Source organism: Burkholderia sp. Bp8991 (assembly GCF_003853795.1).
In the GTDB taxonomy this organism is placed as follows: Bacteria; Pseudomonadota; Gammaproteobacteria; order Burkholderiales; family Burkholderiaceae; genus Burkholderia.
Window position 1 is genome coordinate 137,107 of sequence record NZ_QTQJ01000019.1, and the last position, 22,482, is coordinate 159,588.

The window sequence follows — 22,482 nt, forward strand, 5'->3', positions numbered from 1 at the left end:
CTCGACGCGTCGGCGCTGCGAGGCCGGCGCGGGGCGGTTACACGAGCTTGCCGGGGAACTGGCTGTCGGGATCCTGCATCGCGAGTCGTTGCCGATCCATGAAATCGCGCAACGTGTCGATGCCGCGCAACTGCAGGATCGTGTTCCGCACGGCCGCCTCGACCAGCACCGCGAGGTTGCGGCCGGCCGCGACCTGGATCGTGACCTTGCTGATCGGCAGACCGAGCACGTCGACCGTCTGGCTTTCCAGCGGCAGCCGCTGGAATTCGCCGTCCGGGCGGCGCACGAGCTGGACGATCAGCTTCAGCTTCATTTTCCGGCGCACCGCGGTTTCGCCGAAGATCGTCTTGATGTCGAGCAGGCCGAGGCCGCGCACTTCGAGCAGGTTCTGCAGCAGCGGCGGGCAGCGGCCTTCGACGAAATCGGGGCCAAGTCGGACGAAGTCGACCGCGTCGTCGGCGACGAGGCCGTGGCCGCGGCTGATGAGTTCGAGGCCGAGTTCGCTCTTGCCGAGCCCGGAGTCGCCGGTGAGCAGCACGCCCATCCCGAGGATGTCGAGGAACACGCCGTGCAGTGTCGCGCGCGGCGCGAGGATGCGCGACATGTAGAGCCGCAGGCTGTCGATCACGGCGGCCGCCGACATCGGCGTCGTGAACAGCGGCGTGGATGAGCGCGTGCAGCGCAGCACGAGCTCGGGCGGCGCGGCGGCGCCGCCGGCGACGACGAGGAACGGCGGTTCGAGCGCGATCAGCTCGGCCATGTGGCGCGAACGGTCTTCGTCGGTCTGCCGCTGGTAGTAGTCGATTTCGGCTTCGCCGAGCACCTGGATCCGGTTCGGGTGGATCAGGTTCAGGTGGCCGACGAGGTCGGCGCTCGACGTCGCGTTGCCGACGGTGTCGGCCGAAAAACCGCGCTCCCAGCCTTCATGCCCCGTCAGCCAGCTCAGTTTCAGCGTGGCCGCGTTGTCGTCGAAGATGCTCTGGGCGTTGATGCTGGACGTATCCATGACTCTCGTCACTCCAATGAGCCGGTGCATGCGCGCGGCGACGGGCGTCGCCATGCCGGACCGGCGCCGGGCGGCCCTGGTCGGCGGCGTGTGCCGCCTCGTTCGGGAAAATAATCCGCCCGGATCAACTCAAGGTTGCCACTGAGTGAGCAGGCGATGCAACTCGGCGAGATCCGTTTCGTTGTGCAGACGCTCTCGCGCGTCGCGATCGGACAGCAGTTGCGCGATTTCCGACAGGATCTCGAGGTGCTGCTGGGTGGCTTGCTCGGGGACGAGCAGGAAAATCAGGAGACCGACCGGCTGGCCGTCGGGCGCTTCGAACGGGATCGCGTCGGCGAGCCGCACGAAGGCGGCGAGCGGATGCTTGAGCCCCTTGATGCGCCCGTGCGGAATCGCGACGCCTTCGCCGAGCCCGGTCGAGCCGAGGCGCTCGCGCGCGAACAGGTTGTCCGTGACGGTGCTGCGGGCGATGCCGTTCTGATTCTCGAACATCAGCCCGGCTTGTTCGAAGACGCGTTTCTTGCTGGTGACGGAGAGGTCGATGACGACGTTCTCTATGGGCAGGATTTTGGCTAGGCGATTCATGTTGGCAGGCGATTGGGCGGCCTGGGGTCTCCTTGCGGCGGCAGACTGATTTTCCATGTTCGGCGATATCAAGGCGTTCGGCATCGGAAACCTGCACGACAGCTACCGCACCCAACGCCCCCCGGCGATAACCGGAACATTATAGAGCACAGCCGCGTGCGTGGCGCGGCATGGACGGACCGGTCGCACCACTGCCGCGTGGACGCAAAAAAAACGCCCGGCGAACCGGGCGGCGTGTGTGTTGCGGTGAACGTTATTGCGGCGGCAGTTCGATCTGGTCGATCGACGGCTGCAGCTTGATCGGGTCGTGCGCATGGGTCTGCAGACGCTCCATGTGCTTGACGACCTGGCGATCCAGCTTGTCGATCAGCAGATCGATCGCAGCGTACAGGTTGCCGTTTGCGCTTTCGACGAAGATGTCCTTGCCCTTCAGATGCAGGTTGATTTCCGCGCGCTGCTGCTTGTCCTTTTCCTTGTGATTGTCGACCGAGAGGATCACAGTGCCATCGATCACCTGATCGCTATGCCGTAGCACCCGGTCCAGCTTGGTGATCACGTATTCGCGAATTGCAGGCGTGACTTCGAGATGATGTCCACTGATCTTCAGGTTCATAGTGCTTCTCCAAGCGAGTGACCACCCGGCCGCATCGAGGCGGCGCTCCGGTCGACTTGCCCCTGCCGCATGGCGCGGCAAATTCGCGGACAAGTCGCCCGGCCTGTTCCCCGAGTGCGCGGTGGCCGGAACACGCCTGCCGCCGGGCAGGCAGCAGGCTTAAAGAGACTTGCGCAGATTCACTGCCGGGATCTTGAGGGCTTCGCGGTACTTGGCAACCGTGCGGCGCGCAACCACGAATCCCTGTTCTGCCAGCAGCTCGGCAATGCGGCTGTCCGAAAGTGGCGATTTGGGGTCTTCAGCTCCTATCAGTTGCTTGATCAGGGCTCGGATGGCGGTCGACGATGCGGCGCCTCCGGTGTCGGTCGAAACGTGTGATCCGAAGAAGTACTTGAATTCCAGCGTCCCGAACGGGGTCAGCATGTACTTCCCGGTTGTCACACGGCTGACAGTCGACTCGTGTAGGCCCAGCGTATCAGCTATTTCCCGCAAAACCAAGGGGCGCATGGCAATTTCGCCATGCGCAAAGAAGTTCTTCTGACGTTCGACAATAGCCTGCGCGACACGCAGGATCGTGTCGAATCGCTGCTGGATGTTCTTGATCAGCCAGCGTGCTTCCTGGAGCTGTTGTTTCAACGATCCGGCCGACGGGTCGCCGCGGCTGTTGCGCAGGATGTTCGCGTACAGGTTGTTGATCCGCAGGCGCGGCATCACTTCCGGATTGAGTTCCGCGAGCCAGCCCTGGCCGGCCTTCTTCACGATGATGTCGGGCACGACGTAGTCGGCCTCGGCCTTGCCGTAGGCAGCGCCGGGGAACGGCTCCAGCGAGCGGATCAGCGCGTGCGCGTCGCGTAGCGCGTCGTCGCTCGCCTTCAGCTGCTTGCGCAGCCGCGTGAAGTCGCGCGCGGCGAGCAGTTCGAGGTGCTGCGACACGATCTCCAGCGCGAGCGTGCGGGTGGGGGACGGATCGAGGCGCAGCAACTGCAGCTTCAGGCATTCGGACGCCGAGCGGGCCCCGACCCCGGCAGGATCGAAACTGTGCAGCAGCGCGAGCGCCGCATTCAGTTCGTCGCAGTCGATTTCCAGTTCGGGCGGCAGGTCGGCGAGCACTTCGTCGAGCGTGGCGGTCAGGTAGCCGTCGTCGTCGAGCGATTCGATCAGGAACATCACGAGCGCGCGGTCGCGCGGCCCGGCCTGCGTGACGCGCAATTGCGCGGACAGGTGGTCGCGCAGCGACGTCGCGGCTTCCTGCACCTGCAGCGGCGGGAGATCGTCATCGTCCGAGGCGCCGCTCGAGCGGCCGAACTCGTCGAGATTCCACTGCGGGCCGTCGCCGGCGTCGCCCGATGCGTATCCGTCGTATTCGTCGGCGCCGGCCGGCTCGTCGCGCTCGGCGCGTTCGCTCGACTGGCTGCTGCCGTTCGTGATGCCCGGTTCGGTGTTCTGTCCGGGCGGCGTCTGCGCGATCAGCGATCCGTCCGCCGCGACGCGCAGCGGGCTCGCGATCCATTCGTCGTCGTTCTCGAGCAGCGGATTCTGCGCGACGGCCATCGCGACTTCCTGCTGCAGTTCGAGCGTCGACAGCTGCAGGAGCCGGATCGACTGCTGCAGTTGCGGTGTCAGCGCCAGGTGTTGCGACAGGCGGAGTTGAAGGCTGGCTTTCATGGCAGAGAGGGAGTCATACCGGCAGTTTGCCACGACCCAGGCGCCTTGAGCCATCCGCGATTACGCGCGGCGCGGCGCCCGGCCGCGGCGGGGCCGCAGGACACGCGGGCGCGCCCCGCGCGGCGATGCCGGGCGGGGGCGGCCAGCCACGGGGGATTTACATGCGGAAGTGTTCGCCGAGGTACACGCGGCGCACGCTTTCGTTTTCGATGATTTCGCTCGGCGCGCCGGCGGCGAGCACCGAACCGTCGCTGATGATGTAAGCGTGGTCGCAGATGCCGAGCGTTTCGCGGACGTTGTGATCGGTAATCAACACGCCGATGTTGCGCTGCTTCAGGAACTTGACGATCTTCTGGATCTCGAGCACCGCGATCGGGTCGACGCCGGCGAACGGCTCGTCGAGCAGGATGAAGTTCGGATTGGTCGCGAGCGCGCGCGCGATCTCGACGCGACGGCGTTCGCCGCCCGACAGCGACAGCGCCGGGTTCTCGCGCAGGTGGCCGATCTGCAATTCGTCGAGCAGCGCCTCGGTGCGCGACGCGATCGCGTCCTTCGACAGCCGCTTGCCGTCTTCGCCGTGCTGCAGCTCGAGCACCGCGCGGATGTTTTCCTCGACGGTCAGCTTGCGGAACACCGACGCTTCCTGCGGCAGGTACGACAGGCCGAGCGACGCGCGCTTGTGGATCGGCAGCAGGCCGATCGAGCTGCCGTTCAGCGAGATTTCGCCCGCATCCGTCGGCACGAGGCCGACGATCATGTAGAACGACGTCGTCTTGCCGGCGCCGTTCGGGCCGAGCAGGCCGACGACCTCGCCGCTCTTCACGTCGAGCGACACGTCCTTGACGACGGTGCGCGAGCCGTAGCGTTTCTTCAGGTTGCGCACGACGAGCGAGCTCGTCGTGCCGGCCGGCTGGCGGTTCGGAAGCGCGTTCATTGGGCCGGCGCTCCCTGGATCGTGGTCGACGGCGACAGCTTCGCCGGCGCACCGTTCAGCTGCCCGGGGCCGCCGTTCTTCGGCGACAGCATCGCGCGCACGCGGCCGTTCGGGTTGCCCGGCGCCGCGACGTCCTTGCCGCCCTTCGCGGTGTAGAAGTCGCGCTGGCCGTCGTACGTGATCACGCTGCCGTGCACGGTGTCGGCGATCGTCGACGTGCCCTGCAGGCGGCGCACGGTCGCGGCGGTCGTCAGCGTCGTCAGGTCCTGCTTGCCGTCGTAGTCGATGCGCTCGGCGTCGCCGTCGATGTATTCGTCGAGGCCTTCGCGCTTCTGGCGGAACGTCGCGTGCTTCTTGCCGCTGCCGAACGACGTCGCGTACTGATAGCCTTCCGGATCCTGGCGCACTTCGACGCGGTCGCCCTTGATGATGATCGTGCCCTTCGTGATCACGACGTTGCCGGTCGCGACCGTCACCTGCTTCAGGTCGTCATAGGTCAGGTTGTCCGCCTCGACGTTGATCGGCTTGTTCTGGTCGGCCTTCTCGGCATGGGCGAGCGGCGCCAGCCCGACGAGCGGGAGCGCCACGAGCGTCGCGGCGAGCGCGGCGCGGACGGCGCGCGCAGCGCCGCCGGAATTCTGTCGAGGGAACGGTTCGTTCATGCAGTCACGTGAGGGATGCGTCACCTGGATTGACCTTTCGAGCCGCCGGACGTGTCCGCCGCGGCGATCGTGCCGCGCACGTTGCCGTAAAGCTCGATGACCCGGGTGACGTTGTTGTACTTCATGCCGTCGGTCGCATTGACGAGCGACAGGCCGCGCTGAAGTTTAACCGGCTTTTCGGTCTGGATCACATCGTCATTGACGAAGATCCGGAAATGCTGGGAATCGGCCTGCATCTGCGGATCGCCGCCGCCGGCCACGCGCAGGATGCGCGCATCGTCGTACAAGTCGACGATCGACACGTCGCCGTTGACGGTGCCGCGCTTCGCGGTGGTCGTCACGACCGGCTTGCCGGGCTGGAACGCGCGCATGGCCGGATCGGTCAGGTCGCTGTTGTCGGTGTCTTCGTAATGGATCAGCTTCGCGGCCGTCAGCCGGTATTGCGTCGAGCCGGACTGGTCGAGCTCGGTGACGGAAAAGTTGTCCGCGAAATAATCGGGCGTGTGGCGCTTCGGCCGCACGGCACCCTCGCCGGGCGGCGGCAGCGTCGCCTGCAGCAGCCACCACGTGATGCCCGCGAGCGCGGCGACCGCGACGAGCGGCAGCAGCTGGGTCCAGCGGAAATGCGTGTTCATCCGTCAGGCTCCACAGGCAGCCGCGAGCAGCGCGTCGTAGCGGCGCTGCGCGCGCAGGATCGTGTCGCAGACCTCGCGCACCGCGCCGTGGCCGCCGCGGGCCTCGGCCACCCAGTGCGCACGCGCGATCACCTCGGGGTGCGCGTTGGCCGGTGCCGTCGCGAAGCCGCAGCGCAGCATCACCGGCAGGTCGGGCCAGTCGTCGCCCATGTAGCCGCAGGCGTCGGCGGTGATGCCGAGCGATGCGATCAGGTCGGCGAACACGGCGAGCTTGTTCTCGACGCCCTGGAACAGGTGCGCGATCTTCATTTCCTTCGCGCGTGCCGCGACGATTTCCGAGCGGCGGCCGGTGATGATCGCGGTTGCGATGCCGGCTTCGCCGAGCAGCTTCACGCCGTGGCCGTCGAGCGAATTGAACGACTTCATCGCGTCGCCGGCCGCGGTAAACAGCAGGCCGCCGTCGGTCAGCACGCCGTCGACGTCGAAAATCATCAGCTTCACGCGGCTCGCGCGTTCGGCCGCAGTCAGCGCTGCGCTCATCAGATCACCTTCTTCGAAAACAGGTCGTGCATGTTCAGCGCGCCGATCAGCGCGCCGTCGGCATCGACCACCAGCATCTGGTTGATCCGGTGGCGCTCCATCAGTTCCACGGCCTCGACCGCGAGATGGTCGGGGCCGATCGTGCGCGGCTCGCGCGTCATCACGTCGACGATCGGCAGCGTGCGGAAATCGCCGTCGCGCGCGAGCACACGGCGCAGGTCGCCGTCGGTGAAGATGCCGGCCACGCGGCCGTCGGGCCCGACCACGGCGGTCATGCCCAGCCGCTTCGCGGTGATCTGGAACAGGGCGTCCGACAGCGTCGCGTCGAGCCCGACGCGCGGCACGTCGTCGCCCGAGCGCATCACGTCGCGCACGTGGGTGAGCAGGCGCCGGCCGAGCGCGCCGCCCGGATGCGAGCGCGCGAAATCCTCGGAACCGAAGCCGCGCGCGTCGAGCACCGCGACGGCGAGCGCGTCGCCGAGCGCGAGCGCGGCAGTCGTGCTCGCGGTGGGGGCGAGGTTCAGCGGGCAGGCTTCCTTCGACACCGCGGCGTTCAGGTTCACGTCGGCGAGCGTGCCGAGGCTCGATTCCGCACGACCCGTGATCGCGATCAGCTTCGCGCCGATCCGCTTCACGAGCGGCAGGATCGCGACGAGTTCTTCCGATTCGCCGGAATAGGAGATGCCGATGAAGACGTCGTCCGACGTGACCATGCCGAGGTCGCCGTGGCTGGCCTCGGCCGGGTGGACGAAGAAGGCCGGCGTGCCGGTGCTGGCGAGCGTGGCCGCGATCTTGCGGGCGATATGCCCCGATTTGCCGATGCCGGATACCACGACGCGGCCGCGGCAGCCGAGCAGCAGCGCGACGGCCTGGACGAAGTCGCCGTCGAGCTGGTCGCGCAGCGCGCGCACGGCGTCCGCCTCGATGTCGAGCACGTCGCGGGCGAGCGCGAGCGCCCGATCATCATTGATTTTCGCTATCATGCGCGGAGTATAGCAAAGGCGTTTGTTCGCCGCGCCGCGCCTTCGGACTCGTCCGATGCCGCTTGCCTACCGCCACCACCCGCGCCCGCCTTGCCGTGGCCCCGACGAACGAGGACGCTTCGCCCGTGATTTCCCCGCTCGAAATGACCCTGCTGCTGCTGCTGGCCTCGGTAGTGGGCGTCGTCGTATTTCGCTCACTGAACCTGCCGCCGATGCTCGGCTACCTGACCGTCGGCATCCTGGTCGGCCCGCACGCGTTCGGCATCGCCGCGGACCTCGAACGGGCCGAGCATCTCGCGGAATTCGGCGTGGTGTTCCTGATGTTCTCGATCGGCCTCGAATTCTCGCTCGCGAAGCTGCGGGCGATGCAGCGGCTCGTGTTCGGGCTCGGGCTGCTGCAGGTGGTCGCGACCCTCGCGCTCGCGGTCGTGCTCGGCGCGTTGTTCGAGCGCTGGGTGCACATCACGTGGCAGGGCAGCGTCGCGCTCGGCGGCGCGCTCGCGATGTCGTCGACGGCGATCGTGTCGAAGATGCTCGCCGAGCGGCTCGAGATCGAGACCGCGCACGGCCGCAACATCTTCGGCGTGCTGCTGTTCCAGGATCTCGCGGTGGTGCCGCTGCTGATCGTGATCGCCGCGTTCGGCGCCGAGTCGTCGAAGGATCTCGCGCTCACGCTCGGGTTCGCGGCCGTCAAGATTGTGATCGCGCTCGCGCTGCTGCTGATCGTCGGCCAGCGTTTCATGACGCGCTGGCTCAACGTCGTCGCGCGGCGCCGCTCGCAGGAACTGTTCGTGCTGAACCTGCTGCTCGTCACGCTTGGCGCCGCGTTCATCACCGACCGCTTCGGCCTGTCGCTCGCGCTCGGCGCGTTCATCGCGGGGATGCTGATTTCCGAGACGCCGTTCCGGCATCAGGTGGAAGAGGACATCAAGCCGTTCCGCGACGTGCTGCTCGGCCTGTTCTTCGTGACGACCGGGATGCTGCTCGATCCGCGCGTGATCTGGGAGCATCCGTTGCTGGTGCTCGGCTTCTTCGTCGGGCAGATCCTGTTCAAGGGGACGATGATCGCCGGGCTCGCGCGGCTGTTCGGCGCGACGCCGGGCGTCGCGATGCGCACCGGCATCGGCCTCGCGCAGGCCGGCGAATTCGGCTTCGTGCTGCTGAACCTGATCCTCGACCGGCATCTCGTCGATTCGACGCTGCTGCAGGCGATCCTCGCGTCGATGCTGCTGTCGATGCTCGCCGCGCCGTTCCTGATCCAGAACGCCGACCGGATCGTGATGCGGCTGTCGTCGACGGAATGGATGCAGCAGTCGTTGCAGATGACGCGGATCGCGACGCAAAGCCTCAAGCAGCGCGGCCACGTGATCATCTGCGGCTACGGCCGCGCGGGGCAGAACCTCGCGCGCATGCTCGAGCAGGAAGGCATTTCGTACGTCGCGCTCGACCTCGACCCCGATCGCGTGAGCGCGGCCGCGACGGCCGGCGAATCGGTCGTGTTCGGCGACGCGGCGCGCCGCGAGTCGCTGCTCGCGGCCGGTATCCATCGCGCGGCGGCCGTCGCGATCACGTATGCGAATACGCCGTCGGCGCTGCGCGTGCTGCACCACGTTCACGAGCTGGAGCCGACGCTGCCGGCGATCGTGCGCACGGTCGACGATGCCGATCTCGAGAAGCTGCTCGCGGCGGGCGCGACCGAGGTGATTCCGGAGATCGTCGAGGGCAGCCTGATGCTCGCGTCGCACACGCTGGTGCTGGTCGGCGTGCCGATGCGCAAGGTCGTGCGGCGCGTCGAGGAGATGCGCGACGAGCGCTACAGCCTGCTGCGCGGCTATTTCCGCGGCGCGGACGACACGGACGACGACGATCACGAGCAGGTGCGGCTACAATCGGTGCCGGTCGACGCGCGCGCGGATGCGGTCGGGCGCTCGCTGGAGGAGCTCGGGCTGTATGCGCTCGGGCTGGAAGTCACGGCGATCCGCCGGCACGGCATCCGCGGCGTCGAACCCGACCCGCAGACCAAGCTGCGCGCGAGCGACATCGTCGTGCTGCGCGGGCTGCCCGAAGCGCTCGCGCTCGCGGAGGAGCGGCTGTCGCGGCATCGGCGCGAGCCGCCGGCCGCGCTCGCCTGAGTCGCGCTTCGATAACCTGACCCGTATTTATTCGAAACGGTGCCCGATCTTCGCGCACCGTTTTTTTCGGAGAGTTTCATGCCGCATTCGTCGCCGGGCGCACCGCTCGATCCGGTCGCCTTCATCCACAGCCAGATCCGCACCGTGCCCGACTGGCCGCAGCCGGGCGTGCAGTTCCGCGACATCACGACGCTGCTGCAGAGCCCGAAGGCGCTGCGCATCCTCGTCGACCTGTTCGTCGAACGCTATGTCGATGCGAAGCTCGACTACGTCGCGGGGCTCGACGCGCGCGGCTTCATCATCGCGCCGATCGTCGCGTACGAGCTGAGCGTCGGCTTCGTGCCGATCCGCAAGCTCGGCAAGCTGCCGTACAAGACGCGCTCGGAATCGTACGACCTCGAATACGGCAGCGCGACCGTCGAGATCCATGAAGACGCGTGCCGCCCCGGCGACCGCGTGATCATCATGGACGACCTGATCGCGACCGGGGGCACGATGATGGCGGGGCGCAACCTGCTGCAGCGGCTCGGCGCGGTCGTCGTCGAAGGCGCGGCGATCATCGACCTGCCCGATCTCGGCGGCTCGACGCTGCTGCGCAACGCGGGGCTGCCCGTCTATACCGTCACCGAATTCGCCGGCCACTGAACCACTGGAGCCGGCCCACGCCGCGAGGTCACGATGCCCAACTTCATGCTGTTTCTCGCCACGTCGATTGCGATCACGTTCGCACCGGGTCCCGACAACCTGCAGGTGCTCGCGCGCGGCATCTCGCAGGGCCGCGCGGCCGGCTTCGTCGCCGCGCTCGGCTTCACGGCCGGAATCCTGTTCCATACGACGCTCGCGGCGCTCGGCGTCGCGGCGGTGCTGCGCTCGTCGCCGGTGGCGTTCCAGACGCTGAAGCTCGCGGGCGCCGCGTACCTCGTGTGGATCGGCATCAAGGCGCTGCGCAGCCAGGGCCTCGCGAACGCGCACGCGCGCCCGCCGCAGCCGCTTGGCGCGATCTTCCGGCAGAGCGTGATCGGCAACCTGATGAACCCGAAGGTCACGTTGTTCTTCGTCGTGTTCCTGCCGCAGTTCGTCGATCCGCACGGCGTGCAGGGCGTGACGCTGCAGATGTTCGAGCTCGGCGCGTTGTTCATGCTGCAGACGGCCGCGATCTTCTCGCTGTTCGGCGTCGGCGCGGGCGCGATCGGCACGTGGCTGAAGCGCCGCCCGAAGGCCGGTGTGTGGCTCGACCGGATCGCCGGCGCGACCTTCATCGCGATCGGCATCCGCGTCGCGCTGAAGGACTGAGCCCGATGACGTTTCCGTGCATTGCGGCCGCGCGCCGCTTCGATCCGGCCGCGCACCTGCGTTTCGAGATCGCCGGCGTGGCCGTGGGCTGGGTGCGCCGCCAGGACGTCGCGAAGCTCGCGCGCTGGCCCGACGTGTTCGAGCTGACGGACGCGCGCGTCGTGCTGTCGGCGCGCTATGACACGGTGGACGCGCGCAGCATGGCGCTCGCGAGCGCGATCGGCGCGCTGGCGGCCGAAGGCGCGATTCCCGGCTGGCGCGACGAGATCTATGCGATCCGCAACCGCTTCGGCGATCCGCCGCTCGCGTACATCGAGCGCGCCGCGTCGCGCTTCTTCGGCACGCAGACTTATGCGGTGCACCTGAACGGCATCGTAGAATATGCGGCTGCGCCGGGTTCGTCCGCCGCGCCGCAGATGTGGCTCGGCCGCCGCAGCGCGACCAAGGCCACCGACCCAGGCATGCTCGACAACGTCGTCGCGGGCGGCATCGGCTGGGGCCTGGGCGTTCACGAGACGCTCACGAAGGAATGCTGGGAAGAGGCCGGCATGCCGGCCGAACTGGCGGCGCGTGCGATCGCGGGCCGCGCCGTGCAGGTACTGTGTTCGCTGCCGGAAGGCACGCAGTCCGAACTGATCTTCGTGTACGACCTGCCGCTGCCGCGCGACTTCGCGCCGCACAACCAGGACGGCGAAGTGGCCGAGCACCTGCTGGCCGGCGTGCCCGAGGTGATCGGCTGGCTGCGCGAAGGCCGCGCGACGATGGATGCGAGCCTCGCGATGCTCGACACGCTGCTGCGCCACCGCTGGCTATCGGCGGCGGACGCCGCGGGCATCGACGCGCTGTTCGCGCCGGCCGCCTGACGCACCACCTGGCGACCCACCTGAAGGCGCCGCCTGCCTGCCCGGGCTTGGGCCCCAGGGTGAGGCCGGACGAACGGCCTATTTGACGAATACCGAAACGAAGGGAGTAGCGGTCATGTCGACCGATCACAGCTTTATCTTGAAACTGTCGTGCCCCGACCGGCATGGCATCGTCCACGCGGTCTCGGGCTTCCTGTTCGAGCGCGCCAACAACATCCTCGATTCGGCGCAGTTCGGCGACAGCCGCACCGGCGAGTTCTTCATGCGCGTGCACTTCGTGCAGGACGGCGAGGGCGCGGATGCCGCGTCGGCGCTCGACACGCTGCGCGAGGAATTCGCGCCGCTCGCCGAGCAGTTCGGGATGCGCTGGGAAATGCACGACGCGGCCGTGAAGCCGCGCGTCGTGATCATGGTGTCGAAGATCGGCCACTGTCTGAACGACCTGCTGTTCCGCTACCGCACCGGCCAGCTGCCGATCGAGATTCCGGCGATCGTGTCGAACCACAAGGAGTTCTACCAGCTCGCCGCGAGCTACAACATCCCGTTCCATCATTTCCCGCTCGTCGGCGGTTCGTCCGATGCGGCGAAGGCCGCGCAGGAAGCGCGGGTGCTGGAAGTGATCGACGAACACCAGGCCGATCTCGTCGTGCTCGCGCGCTACATGCAGATCCTGTCGCCGAACATGTGCCAGCAGCTCGCCGGCCGCGCGATCAACATCCACCATTCGTTCCTGCCGAGCTTCAAGGGCGCGAAGCCGTACTACCAGGCGTTCGACCGCGGCGTGAAGCTGATCGGCGCGACCGCGCACTACGTGACGACCGACCTCGACGAAGGCCCGATCATCGAGCAGGAAGTCGAGCGCGTCGACCACAGCATGACGCCCGACCAGCTCACCGCGATCGGCCGCGACGTCGAGTGCGTGACGCTCGCGCGTGCGGTGAAGTGGCACGTCGAGCACCGGATCGTGCTGAACGGGACGAAGACCGTCGTGTTCCGCTGATCGGCTGATCGGTGATGCGCGCCGGCCGGCCTGCGCAGGCCGTCGGTTGCCGCAAACAAGAACGCCGCGCCCTTGACGGGGAGCGGCGTTTTTTTATCGCGTGATGCGCGGGGATCGGGTTGCGTCGGGTACGGCGCGTCAGATCAGCCGCAGCATGTACAGCTCGCGCTTCATGTACGCATAGAAGATCGGCGCGGCGATCACGCCCGGCAGCCCGAACGCGGCTTCCATGATCAGCATCGCGAGCAGCAGCTCCCACGCGCGCGACTCGATCTGGCCGCCGATGATCTTCGCGTTCAGGAAGTACTCGAGCTTGTGGATCACGACGAGGAACGCGAGCGACGCGATCGCGGTGCCCATGCTGACCGACAGCGACACCGCGACGATCAGCGTGTTCGAGATCAGGTTGCCGATCACCGGCAGCAGGCCGACGATGAACGTGACGAGCACCAGTGTTTTCGACAGCGGCAGCCGCTGGTGGAAGATCGGCAGCGCGACGAGCAGGTAGATGCCGGTAAAGGTCGCGTTGATCGCCGAGATCTTGATCTGCGCGAACACGATCCGGCGGAACGATTCGGCGAAGCGCGACACGCGCGTGACGAGCGCGGTCGACAGCGGCCGACGCACCTTGCCGTGCTCGACGCCGATCGCGATCATCGCGCCGATGATCATCCCGAACACCACGTGGCCGAAGCCGCGCGCGACGCTCTTGCCGCCTTGCTGGAGCTGGTCCATGTGCGAGTGCATCAGCAGCGCCGCCTTGGTCTTCATCTGTTCGACGTCGACCGGCAGCAGGTTCGCGATCCAGGCCGGCGTGCGGGCGCGCGTCTGCTCGACGATCTGCATCAGCTGGCCAAGGAGACTCTGCAGGTTCGGCACCGTGTGCTCGAAGTGGTCGATGATGCCGATCGTCAGGCCCGTGAGCCCGCCGACGATCGCGATCGACAGCAGCACGACGGCGACCCAGCGCGCGCGCATGCTCGTGGTGTGGCGTTCGATCACCGGGGCGATCGTATGGATCAGCTGATAGACCAGCATGCCGGCCAGCAGCCCGCCCAGCAGCTTGAGTTCGATGACGAGCACCATCGCGACGAGGGCGAACAGGTAGCTGCCGATCTCGATCGCCGACAGCTTCGGCAGGCTGAAGTCGCTCGTCAGCCGCACGCTGCGCAGGTGCGGCTCGCGGTTCTGCGCGTCGCGCGACTCTTGTTGCTTCTCCATCATGGATTCCTGTCGTTCGTGTGCCGTGCCGCGCGGTGGGCGACACGGCGGCGATCGCCCGGCGCCGCACCGGATTGGTGCGGATGGCGAACCTTACGACCGTAAAGTATAGCTTCCATTATGGTCTGCCACGGGGCTGTTTGGCTCGTGGTGTAAACGCAGAGGGGAAAACCGCAGAAGGGAAAACGAGGAGGCCGGCGCCGCCCCGCTGCCGGGCGCGCGCGGCCGGGCAGCCGCGCGCGGGAACGGAAAGTGTCAGCCGGCCGCCGCCTTGCGGGCCGGGCGCTTGAGCAGCGGCGCGAGGTACTTGCCGGTGAAGCTCGCCTTGGTCTTCGCGACCTGCTCGGGCGTGCCCTGCGCGATGATCTGGCCGCCGCCGGCCCCGCCTTCGGGGCCGAGGTCGATCACCCAGTCGGCCGTCTTGATCACATCGAGGTTGTGCTCGATGATCACGACCGTATTGCCCTGGTCGCGCAGCCGGTGGATCACCTCGAGCAGCAGCGCGATGTCGTGGAAGTGCAGGCCGGTGGTCGGCTCGTCGAGGATGTACAGCGTGCGGCCCGTGTCGCGCTTCGACAGTTCCAGCGACAGCTTCACGCGCTGCGCCTCGCCGCCCGACAGCGTCGTGGCCGACTGGCCGAGGCGGATGTAGCCGAGGCCGACGTCGAGCAGCGTCTTCAGCTTGCGGGCGATCACCGGCACCGCGCTGAAGAACTCGTACGCGTGCTCCACCGTCATGTCGAGCACTTCGCTGATGTTCTTGCCCTTGTACTGCACTTCGAGCGTTTCGCGGTTGTAGCGCTTGCCGTGGCACACGTCGCACGGCACGTAGACGTCCGGCAGGAAGTGCATCTCGACCTTCAGCACGCCGTCGCCCTGGCACGACTCGCAGCGGCCGCCCTTCACGTTGAACGAGAAGCGGCCCGGATCGTAGCCGCGCTCCTTCGCGGTCGGCACGCCCGAGAACAACTCGCGGATCGGCGTGAACAGGCCCGTGTAGGTGGCCGGGTTCGAGCGCGGCGTGCGGCCGATCGGCGACTGGTCGACGTTGATCACCTTGTCGAAGTGCTCGAGGCCCTCGATCGCCTCGTGCGGCGCCGGCTCGGCCGACGAGCCGTACAGGTGGCGCGCGACCGCGTGATACAGCGTGTCGTTGATCAGCGTCGACTTGCCGGAGCCCGACACGCCGGTGATGCAGGTCAGCAGGCCAACCGGCAGTTCGAGATCGACGTGCTTCAGGTTGTTGCCGTGCGCGTCGACGATGCGCAGCATCCGCTCGGGATCGGGCGCGAGCCGCTCGTCCGGGTATTCGATCGTGCGCTTGCCGACCAGATACTGGCCCGTCAGCGACTGCGGGTTCGACTGCACCTGCTTCGGCGTGCCTTCAGCCACGATCACGCCGCCGTGCTCGCCGGCGCCCGGGCCCATGTCGACGACGTAGTCGGCCGTGCGGATCATGTCCTCGTCGTGCTCGACGACGATCACCGAGTTGCCGAGGTCGCGCAGGTGCTTGAGCGTCGCGATCAGGCGGTCGTTGTCGCGCTGGTGCAGGCCGATCGACGGCTCGTCGAGCACGTACATCACGCCGGTCAGGCCCGAGCCGATCTGCGATGCGAGCCGGATCCGCTGCGCCTCGCCGCCGGACAGCGTTTCAGCGCTGCGCTCGAGCGACAGGTAGTCGAGGCCGACGTTGTTCAGGAAGGTCAGGCGCGCGACGATTTCCTTGATCACCTTGTCGGCGATCTCGCGCTTCGCGCCGTCGAGCGACAGGCCGTCGAAATAGCCGAGCGCGTCGCGCAGCGGCCAGCCGCTGATTTCATAGATGCCGCGCGCGTAGTCGCCGGTGCCGACCCGCACGTGGCGCGCCTCGCGGCGCAGCCGCGTGCCGTCGCACGACGGGCACGGCTGGTTGTTCTGGTATTTCGCGAGCTCTTCGCGCACCGCGACCGAATCGGTCTCGCGGTAGCGGCGCTCGAGGTTCGGGATGATCCCTTCGAACACGTGCTCGCGGATCGTCGTGCGGCCACGCTCGTTGATGTACGAGAACGGGATCGTCTGCTTGCCCGAGCCGAACAGCAGCACCTTGCGGATCTTTTCCGGCAGGTCCTCGAACGCGGCGTCGATGTCGAATTCGTAGAACGCCGCGAGGCTCTGCAGCATCTGGAAGTAGAACTGGTTGCGGCGATCCCAGCCCTTCACGGCGCCCGCGGCGAGCGACAGCGACGGGTGCGCGACGACCCGCTTCGGGTCGAAGAACGTGATCTGGCCGAGGCCGTCGCATTCCGGGCACGCGCCCATCGGGTTGTTGAACGAGAACAGGCGCGGCTCGAGCTCCTGCAGCGAGTACGAGCAGATCGGGCACGCGAACTTCGAGCTGAACAGGTGTTCGTGGTCGGTATCCATCTCCAGCGCGATCGCGCGGCCGTCGGCGAGGCGCAGCGCGGTCTCGAACGATTCCGCGAGGCGCTGCTTCATGTCCGGCCGCACCTTGAGACGATCGACGACGACGTCGATCGTGTGCTTGTCGTTCTTCTTGAGCTTCGGCAGCGACTCGACCTCGTAGATCTTCGCGACGCCTTCGTTCGCGGTGCCGCCGCCCGAGCGCACGCGAAAGCGCACGAAGCCCTGCGCCTGCATGTCCTCGAACAGCTCGGCGTGCTCGCCCTTGCGGTTCGCGACGACCGGCGCGAGGATCATCAGCTTGGTTTCCTCGGGCAGCGCGAGCGCCGCGTCGACCATCTGCGACACGCTCTGCGCCTCGAGCGGGATGTCGTGGTCGGGGCAGTACGGCGTGCCGACCCGTGCGAACAAAAGTCGCAGGTAGTCGTGGATTTCGGTGACCGTGCCGACGGTCGAACGCGGGTTGTGGGACGTCGCCTTCTGCTCGATCGAGATCGCGGGCGACAGGCCCTCGATCAGGTCGACGTCGGGTTTCTCCATCAGCTGCAGGAACTGGCGGGCGTACGCGGACAGGCTCTCGACGTAGCGGCGCTGGCCTTCGGCATAAAGGGTGTCGAACGCGAGCGACGACTTGCCCGACCCGGACAACCCGGTAATCACGATCAGCTTGTGGCGCGGCAGGTCGAGATTGACGTTTTTCAGGTTGTGGGTGCGTGCCCCACGGATACGGATCTGTTCCATGAACCTGGCGAAAATGGAGGGAACCAAACCTGCTACTATAACGGCTTTTCGAGGCCGTCGTTGGGGGCCCCCAGCCTTTGCAGCAGCTGGCAGCAAGGCGGTGTCCACGCCGGGAAGGCGGCCGCGCCGCACGGCGCGAGGCGGCCCGCAGGCTGCCTGCCCGACGTCCCGGAAAGCGGCCCCGGAAAGCGCGCCTGCCAGGCCTGCCGGGCCGGTGGCCCTGATCTTCCGCCGCCCGCCGCCGGGCGGACATTCCGATCATTCGAAATTCATTCCCGATGTCCAATCCGTCCGCCACGTCTTCCCGCATGAGTGCGCCCGAACTGCGCGCGACCACGTCGCTCGCGGCGATCTTCGCGCTGCGCATGCTCGGCCTGTTCATGATCATGCCGGTGTTCTCGGTCTACGCGAAAACCATCCCGGGCGGCGACAACGTGCTGCTCGTCGGCATCGCGCTCGGGGCGTACGGCGTCACGCAGTCGCTGCTGTACATCTTCTACGGGTGGGCGTCGGACAAGTTCGGCCGCAAGCCCGTGATCGCCACCGGCCTGCTGATCTTCGCGCTCGGCAGCTTCGTCGCCGCGTTCGCGCACGACATCACGTGGATCATCGTCGGCCGCGTGATCCAGGGGATGGGCGCCGTGTCGTCCGCGGTGCTCGCGTTCATCGCCGACCTGACCTCCGAGCAGAACCGCACGAAGGCGATGGCGATGGTCGGCGGCTCGATCGGCGTGTCGTTCGCGGTCGCGATCGTCGGCGCGCCGATCGTGTTCCACTGGGTCGGGATGAGCGGGCTGTTCGCGATCGTCGGCGTGCTGTCGATCCTCGCGATCGGGGTCGTGGTGTGGATCGTGCCCGACGCGGCGAAGCCCGTGCACGTGCCGGCGCCGTTCGGCGAGGTGCTGCACAACGGCGAGCTGCTGCGCCTGAACTTCGGCGTGCTCGTGCTGCACGCGACGCAGACGGCGCTGTTCCTCGTCGTGCCGCGCCTCTTGGTCGACGGCGGGCTGCCGGTCGCCGCGCACTGGAAGGTCTACCTGCCGGTGATGGGGCTCGCGTTCGTGATGATGGTCCCGGCGATCATCGTCGCGGAAAAACGGGGCAAGATGAAGCCGGTGCTGCTCGGTGGGATTCTGGCTATCCTGATCGGCCAATTGTTGCTCGGCAGCGCTCCGCATACCATCCTGATTGTGGCGGCGATCCTGTTCGTGTACTTCCTGGGTTTCAACATCCTGGAAGCGTCGCAGCCGTCGCTCGTGTCGAAGCTCGCGCCCGGTTCGCGCAAGGGCGCGGCCACGGGCGTCTACAACACCACGCAATCGATCGGGCTCGCGCTCGGCGGCATCGTGGGCGGCTGGCTGCTGAAGCACGGCGGCGCGAACACCGTCTTCTACGCGTGCTCGGGGCTCGTGGCGGCGTGGCTTATAATCGCGGCCAGCATGAAAGCGCCGCCGCGCAAGGCCTGAACCTTCTTTTCGGGCAGGCACCGGCGGCGCTCGCCGGCTTGCCCGGCGGGCCGCTCCGACGACATTCGCGGGCGGCCCGGCATCGAATTTACTGGAGAAACACATGGCATCCGTCAACAAGGTCATCCTCGTCGGCAATCTCGGCGCCGATCCTGAAGTCCGTTACCTGCCGAGCGGCGACGCGGTTGCGAACATCCGTCTCGCGACGACCGATCGCTACAAGGACAAGGCAAGCGGCGATTTCAAGGAAATGACCGAGTGGCACCGCGTCGCGTTCTTCGGCCGTCTCGCCGAAATCGTCAGCGAGTACCTGAAGAAGGGTTCGTCGGTCTATATCGAAGGCCGCATCCGCACGCGCAAGTGGCAGGGCCAGGACGGCCAGGATCGCTACTCGACCGAAATCGTCGCCGACCAGATGCAGATGCTCGGCGGCCGCGGCGGTTCGGGCGGCGGCGGTGGCGGCGGTGACGAAGGCGGTTACGGCGGCGGCTACGGTGGTGGTGGCGGCGGCCGCGGCGGCGAACAGATGGAACGCGGCGGCGGCGGTCGTGCCGGCGGCGCGCCGCGCGGCGGTGCAGGCGGCGGCCAGAGCCGTCCGAGCGCGCCGGCAGGCGGCGGCTTCGACGAGATGGACGACGATATTCCGTTCTAAGCGGAACGCCGGTTCCCGATGTAAAGAGGGGCCCGAATCTCCACGCTGAATCACTGGTTCAGCCTGGATCTTCGGGTCCTTTTTTCGTTTACGCGTTTTTTGGGCTTTGGGCGGAACGTGCCCGATCGGGCGTGAGGAGCGTCGTGGTGGCGTCGTGCAAGGCGGGGAGAAGCCGCAGGCGCCGGCCGCGTCGGATGGGCGCGACTTGAGAATGGACTCCCCCGTCAGCGGACGTTCGTCGTCGCGGGCGCGATGGCCCTGACGTCTGTTGTGCTTACGTGGCGAGCATGCCGACCGCAAACTTCAACCGACGCAACCGCGCCGGTGAGCAGGTTTCCTGAAGCCCTGCAACGGCCCATTCCCGACATGGGGGCCGTGGCATTCACACCCGAGTCGCCTGCTTCGGACGGTGCGAACCATGACAAGAGCGGCGCCGTGGCCGCCGCAGAACAGAACCGCTTACGCTTCCGTGACGATCGCGACCAGATTGCTGACGCGCTCGACGGATTTTCCACCCTTCGGCCAGCGGACCAGCGCGTCGCTACCGTTGATCGACAGGATCACGCCATCGCTGCGGTCCACGGCACCCGTGAACGTGACACGGTTTACTTTTGCCGACGGCGAAAACGAAGCCGCGCTGCGGCCCGGCAGCAGATCCATCAGGAACGAAAATACAGGGTACACGACTGCTCCTTCGCAAGCTTGAACTACGGGTTTTCCCTAGTTTAACAGTTCGGATGTTGCGTCGCAACATTAGCCCTTGTGCCCGTTCCTCGTGCGCGCGTCTTCCGTGGTGATTTCCAGTCGTTCGTCGCGCCGCTCAGCAAATCTCCCGGGCGGTTCGTGTATCTGATCGATGTCACGCGGCCGCCACGATTGACCGGCTAAGCTCGATTTTTCGACGTTTCGATCGAAGGAGACACAATGCGGCGGGTCGTATTCAACCAGAAGGGCGGGGTGGGCAAGTCGACGATCGTCTGCAACCTGGCGGCGATCAGCGCGAGCGAAGGGCTGCGCACGCTCGTCATCGACCTCGACGCGCAGGCGAATTCCACGCACTACCTGCTCGGCGACCGGGCCACCGACGCGCATCCCGGCGTCGCCGAATTCTTCGAGACCGCGCTGACCTTCAACTTCCGGCCGGTCGACGTCGCATCGTTCATCCATCCGACGCCGTTCGACGGGCTCGACGTGATGCCCGCGCATCCGGACCTCGACACGCTGCACGGCAAGCTCGAGTCGCGCTACAAGATCTACAAGCTGCGCGACGCGCTCAACGAGCTCGACACCTACGATGCCGTCTACATCGACACGCCGCCCGCACTGAACTTCTACACGCGCTCGGCGCTGATCGCGGTCGAGCGCTGCCTGATTCCGTTCGATTGCGACGACTTCTCGCGCCGCGCGCTGTACACGCTGCTCGAGAACGTGAAGGAAATCCAGCAGGACCACAACGCGGCGCTCGAGGTCGAAGGGATCGTCATCAACCAGTTCCAGCCGCGCGCGAGCCTGCCGCAGCGGCTGGTCGACGAACTCGTCGAGGAAGGGCTGCCGGTGCTGGCGTCGCGGCTCTCGGCATCGGTGAAGATCCGCGAATCGCATCAGCAGTCGACGCCGGTGATCCATCTCGAGCCGGCACACAAGCTCGCGCAGGAGTTTCGCGCGCTGCATCGCGAACTGGTCGGGTGAGAGTGTCGGCGCTGGCCCGGCCCGGCGGTTTATATACGATCATTGAATTCGTCATTAATAATCCCGGTAACGATTTCAAAATAAATCTGGAAAAACGATTACAGGGGAATCTGCCCTATTTTCCAATGCGCACCTGTTTTTCAAATAACCGGAATAATGACGGGGTAAATGTTACGGACGTCGCGGTGCGCCATGCCGTAAAAAAGTAAAAATCATTTCGGGACAAGGCGTTGCGACGTGGCCCCATTGTGTGCGGGCGCAGATGCGAGGAGATCAACCCGATCGATAAGGGTTTTTACCTACTATTAATGCCATTTAATTGACAATTAATCCATCTAGAATGGCAATCTTCAACTCCCCGCAGTCAATCGTGCCTGCGGGTTGTGAATAAGGAAGCGGACCTCGATCTGGCTTCCATTTTTTTCGTTCGTCTCTCGCATTGCTAACAGGAGCGTGCCCGATGTCCGTATTTGCCCCCGAAAAATTCGCCGCCGATTATCAGTCCGGAATTGCCGCCTGGTTCGCGATTGCGCGTCCGGCAATCAATGGTTTCGAGGCCGTCGTCGAACTCAACCTGCAAGCGGCCAAGACGGCGCTCGACGAATACGAGGACAAGCTGAAGAACGCGTTCAACGCGAGCAACCCGGCTGCGGGCTTCGCGCAGCAAGTCGCCGCACCGCAGGAAGCTGCCGGCAAGGCCGTCGCGTACGGTCGCCATCTGTTCGACATCGCGGTGTCGACGCAGGCCGAGTGGGCGAAGGTCGCGCAGGCGCAATACGAGCAGACCGACAAGCGCGTGAAGGAGGTGGTCGGCGAGCTGACGAAGCATGCGCCGGCCGGTTCGGGCGCGGTGGTCGCCGCGCTGAATTCGGCGCTGTCCGCGGCGACTGCCGCGGCAGACTCCGTGCGCGCAGCGACGGGGCAGGCAATCGAAGCCGCACAAAGCGGTTTCGACGCGGTCAGCGAAACGGCGACGCGCGGTGCCAAGCAGACGGCGGCTGCCGCACGCAAGGAAGCCGCTTCGCGCGAATCGGCTGCATGAGCGCGTGTCGCGCGCAGGCGCGACACCATTGATCGAACGGCGCCGGCGGGCGCCGGCCGCCGCGTGTGCCGCGTGGTGGCCGGCGGCGTCCGGCTCGCCGCAACGTGTCCGGGCCCGGCTGGAGCGGGCGAATGGGCGGCGCGCATGAAAGCGCGAGCCCTGAGCCGCATCGCGGGTCGTATGGCGCTCAAGCGCCGACGTCGGTCGCCGTGCCGCCCGGCCCCGGCACGCGATACAGCATGCAACACGGATCGACCCACTGATTTCGATGCAGGAACAAAACATGACGGACGTAGTGATCGTATCGGCCGCGCGGACCGCGGTCGGCAAATTCGGCGGCTCGCTCGCGAAGATCGCGGC

21 protein-coding genes are annotated in these 22,482 nt (G+C 66.7%); 9 read left to right on the forward strand and 12 right to left on the reverse strand.

The annotated features are described in order from the left end of the window. Positions 1 to 37 precede the first annotated feature (37 nt). From hprK to kdsD, 9 genes are all read right to left on the reverse strand, one after another. Positions 38 to 1,006 carry an HPr(Ser) kinase/phosphatase gene (hprK, locus tag DIE02_RS22050; RefSeq protein WP_006483133.1) on the reverse strand — a complete coding sequence of 323 codons (969 nt, stop codon included), beginning with the start codon at positions 1,004 to 1,006 and terminating at the stop codon, positions 38 to 40. Between the two features lie 129 nt (positions 1,007 to 1,135). Next, positions 1,136 to 1,675: a PTS sugar transporter subunit IIA gene (locus tag DIE02_RS22055; protein WP_044847464.1), complete on the reverse strand. Its 540-nt coding sequence runs from the start codon at positions 1,673 to 1,675 to the stop codon at positions 1,136 to 1,138. 169 nt (positions 1,676 to 1,844) lie between these two features. Then, positions 1,845 to 2,204 (reverse strand): ribosome hibernation-promoting factor, HPF/YfiA family, encoded by a 360-nt coding sequence (hpf, locus tag DIE02_RS22060; RefSeq protein ID WP_006477786.1) that lies wholly within the window; start codon positions 2,202 to 2,204, stop codon positions 1,845 to 1,847. A gap of 159 nt (positions 2,205 to 2,363) precedes the next feature. Further along, positions 2,364 to 3,869, reverse strand: a complete 1,506-nt coding sequence (locus DIE02_RS22065) for an RNA polymerase factor sigma-54 (RefSeq protein WP_044847463.1) — start codon at positions 3,867 to 3,869, stop codon at positions 2,364 to 2,366. Between the two features lie 157 nt (positions 3,870 to 4,026). Further along, on the reverse strand, positions 4,027 to 4,803 hold the full coding sequence (gene lptB, locus DIE02_RS22070; RefSeq protein ID WP_124486505.1) for an LPS export ABC transporter ATP-binding protein: 777 nt from the start codon (positions 4,801 to 4,803) through the stop codon (positions 4,027 to 4,029). After that, the gene (gene lptA, locus DIE02_RS22075) at positions 4,800 to 5,465 is read right to left on the reverse strand and encodes a lipopolysaccharide transport periplasmic protein LptA (protein ID WP_044847461.1); all 666 of its coding nucleotides are present in this window, start codon (positions 5,463 to 5,465) and stop codon (positions 4,800 to 4,802) included. Before lptA ends, lptB begins: the two co-directional genes overlap by 4 nt. A 20-nt stretch (positions 5,466 to 5,485) precedes the next feature. Further along, entirely contained in the window at positions 5,486 to 6,100 is a 615-nt protein-coding gene (gene lptC, locus DIE02_RS22080; protein WP_044847460.1) for an LPS export ABC transporter periplasmic protein LptC, read from the reverse strand. Between the two features lie 3 nt (positions 6,101 to 6,103). Then, positions 6,104 to 6,640, reverse strand: coding sequence for an HAD family hydrolase (locus DIE02_RS22085; RefSeq protein ID WP_124486504.1), 537 nt, complete (start codon positions 6,638 to 6,640; stop codon positions 6,104 to 6,106). Beyond that, positions 6,640 to 7,623 (reverse strand): arabinose 5-phosphate isomerase KdsD, encoded by a 984-nt coding sequence (gene kdsD / locus DIE02_RS22090; RefSeq protein ID WP_124486503.1) that lies wholly within the window; start codon positions 7,621 to 7,623, stop codon positions 6,640 to 6,642. Before kdsD ends, DIE02_RS22085 begins: the two co-directional genes overlap by 1 nt. A 125-nt stretch (positions 7,624 to 7,748) precedes the next feature. On the opposite strand from kdsD, the gene DIE02_RS22095 reads away from it, so the two are divergent. The 5 genes from DIE02_RS22095 to purU all read left to right on the forward strand — a co-directional run bounded on the left by DIE02_RS22095 (position 7,749) and on the right by purU (position 12,911). Then, on the forward strand, positions 7,749 to 9,755 hold the full coding sequence (locus tag DIE02_RS22095; protein WP_044847457.1) for a monovalent cation:proton antiporter family protein: 2,007 nt from the start codon (positions 7,749 to 7,751) through the stop codon (positions 9,753 to 9,755). 78 nt (positions 9,756 to 9,833) lie between these two features. After that, positions 9,834 to 10,400: an adenine phosphoribosyltransferase gene (locus DIE02_RS22100; RefSeq protein WP_124486502.1), complete on the forward strand. Its 567-nt coding sequence runs from the start codon at positions 9,834 to 9,836 to the stop codon at positions 10,398 to 10,400. 33 nt (positions 10,401 to 10,433) lie between these two features. After that, entirely contained in the window at positions 10,434 to 11,048 is a 615-nt protein-coding gene (locus DIE02_RS22105; protein ID WP_124486501.1) for a LysE family translocator, read from the forward strand. Between the two features lie 5 nt (positions 11,049 to 11,053). Further along, positions 11,054 to 11,911: an NUDIX hydrolase family protein gene (locus DIE02_RS22110; RefSeq protein WP_124486500.1), complete on the forward strand. Its 858-nt coding sequence runs from the start codon at positions 11,054 to 11,056 to the stop codon at positions 11,909 to 11,911. 115 nt (positions 11,912 to 12,026) lie between these two features. After that, a complete protein-coding gene (purU, locus tag DIE02_RS22115; RefSeq protein ID WP_124486499.1) occupies positions 12,027 to 12,911 on the forward strand; it encodes a formyltetrahydrofolate deformylase in 885 nt (294 codons plus the stop codon). 138 nt (positions 12,912 to 13,049) lie between these two features. On the opposite strand, the gene DIE02_RS22120 is transcribed toward purU, so the two are convergent. Then, the gene (locus tag DIE02_RS22120; protein ID WP_044847453.1) at positions 13,050 to 14,132 is read right to left on the reverse strand and encodes an AI-2E family transporter; all 1,083 of its coding nucleotides are present in this window, start codon (positions 14,130 to 14,132) and stop codon (positions 13,050 to 13,052) included. A 255-nt stretch (positions 14,133 to 14,387) separates the two neighbouring features. Continuing rightward, on the reverse strand, positions 14,388 to 17,273 hold the full coding sequence (gene uvrA / locus DIE02_RS22125) for an excinuclease ABC subunit UvrA (protein ID WP_044847452.1): 2,886 nt from the start codon (positions 17,271 to 17,273) through the stop codon (positions 14,388 to 14,390). 278 nt (positions 17,274 to 17,551) lie between these two features. Here uvrA and DIE02_RS22135 point away from each other — a divergent pair, with 278 nt between their 5' ends. Together DIE02_RS22135 and DIE02_RS22140 are read left to right on the forward strand one after the other, a co-directional pair. Next, a complete protein-coding gene (locus DIE02_RS22135; RefSeq protein WP_044847451.1) occupies positions 17,552 to 18,739 on the forward strand; it encodes an MFS transporter in 1,188 nt (395 codons plus the stop codon). Between the two features lie 103 nt (positions 18,740 to 18,842). Further along, on the forward strand, positions 18,843 to 19,391 hold the full coding sequence (locus tag DIE02_RS22140) for a single-stranded DNA-binding protein (protein WP_124486498.1): 549 nt from the start codon (positions 18,843 to 18,845) through the stop codon (positions 19,389 to 19,391). A 459-nt stretch (positions 19,392 to 19,850) separates the two neighbouring features. On the opposite strand, the gene DIE02_RS22145 is transcribed toward DIE02_RS22140, so the two are convergent. Further along, entirely contained in the window at positions 19,851 to 20,075 is a 225-nt protein-coding gene (locus tag DIE02_RS22145) for a hypothetical protein (protein ID WP_044847449.1), read from the reverse strand. Positions 20,076 to 20,315: 240 nt separating this feature from the next. On the opposite strand from DIE02_RS22145, the gene DIE02_RS22150 reads away from it, so the two are divergent. Together DIE02_RS22150 and phaP are read left to right on the forward strand one after the other, a co-directional pair. After that, positions 20,316 to 21,080, forward strand: coding sequence for a ParA family protein (locus DIE02_RS22150; protein ID WP_044847448.1), 765 nt, complete (start codon positions 20,316 to 20,318; stop codon positions 21,078 to 21,080). Between the two features lie 460 nt (positions 21,081 to 21,540). Beyond that, positions 21,541 to 22,122, forward strand: coding sequence for a TIGR01841 family phasin (gene phaP / locus DIE02_RS22155; protein ID WP_124486497.1), 582 nt, complete (start codon positions 21,541 to 21,543; stop codon positions 22,120 to 22,122). Positions 22,123 to 22,482 lie beyond the last annotated feature (360 nt).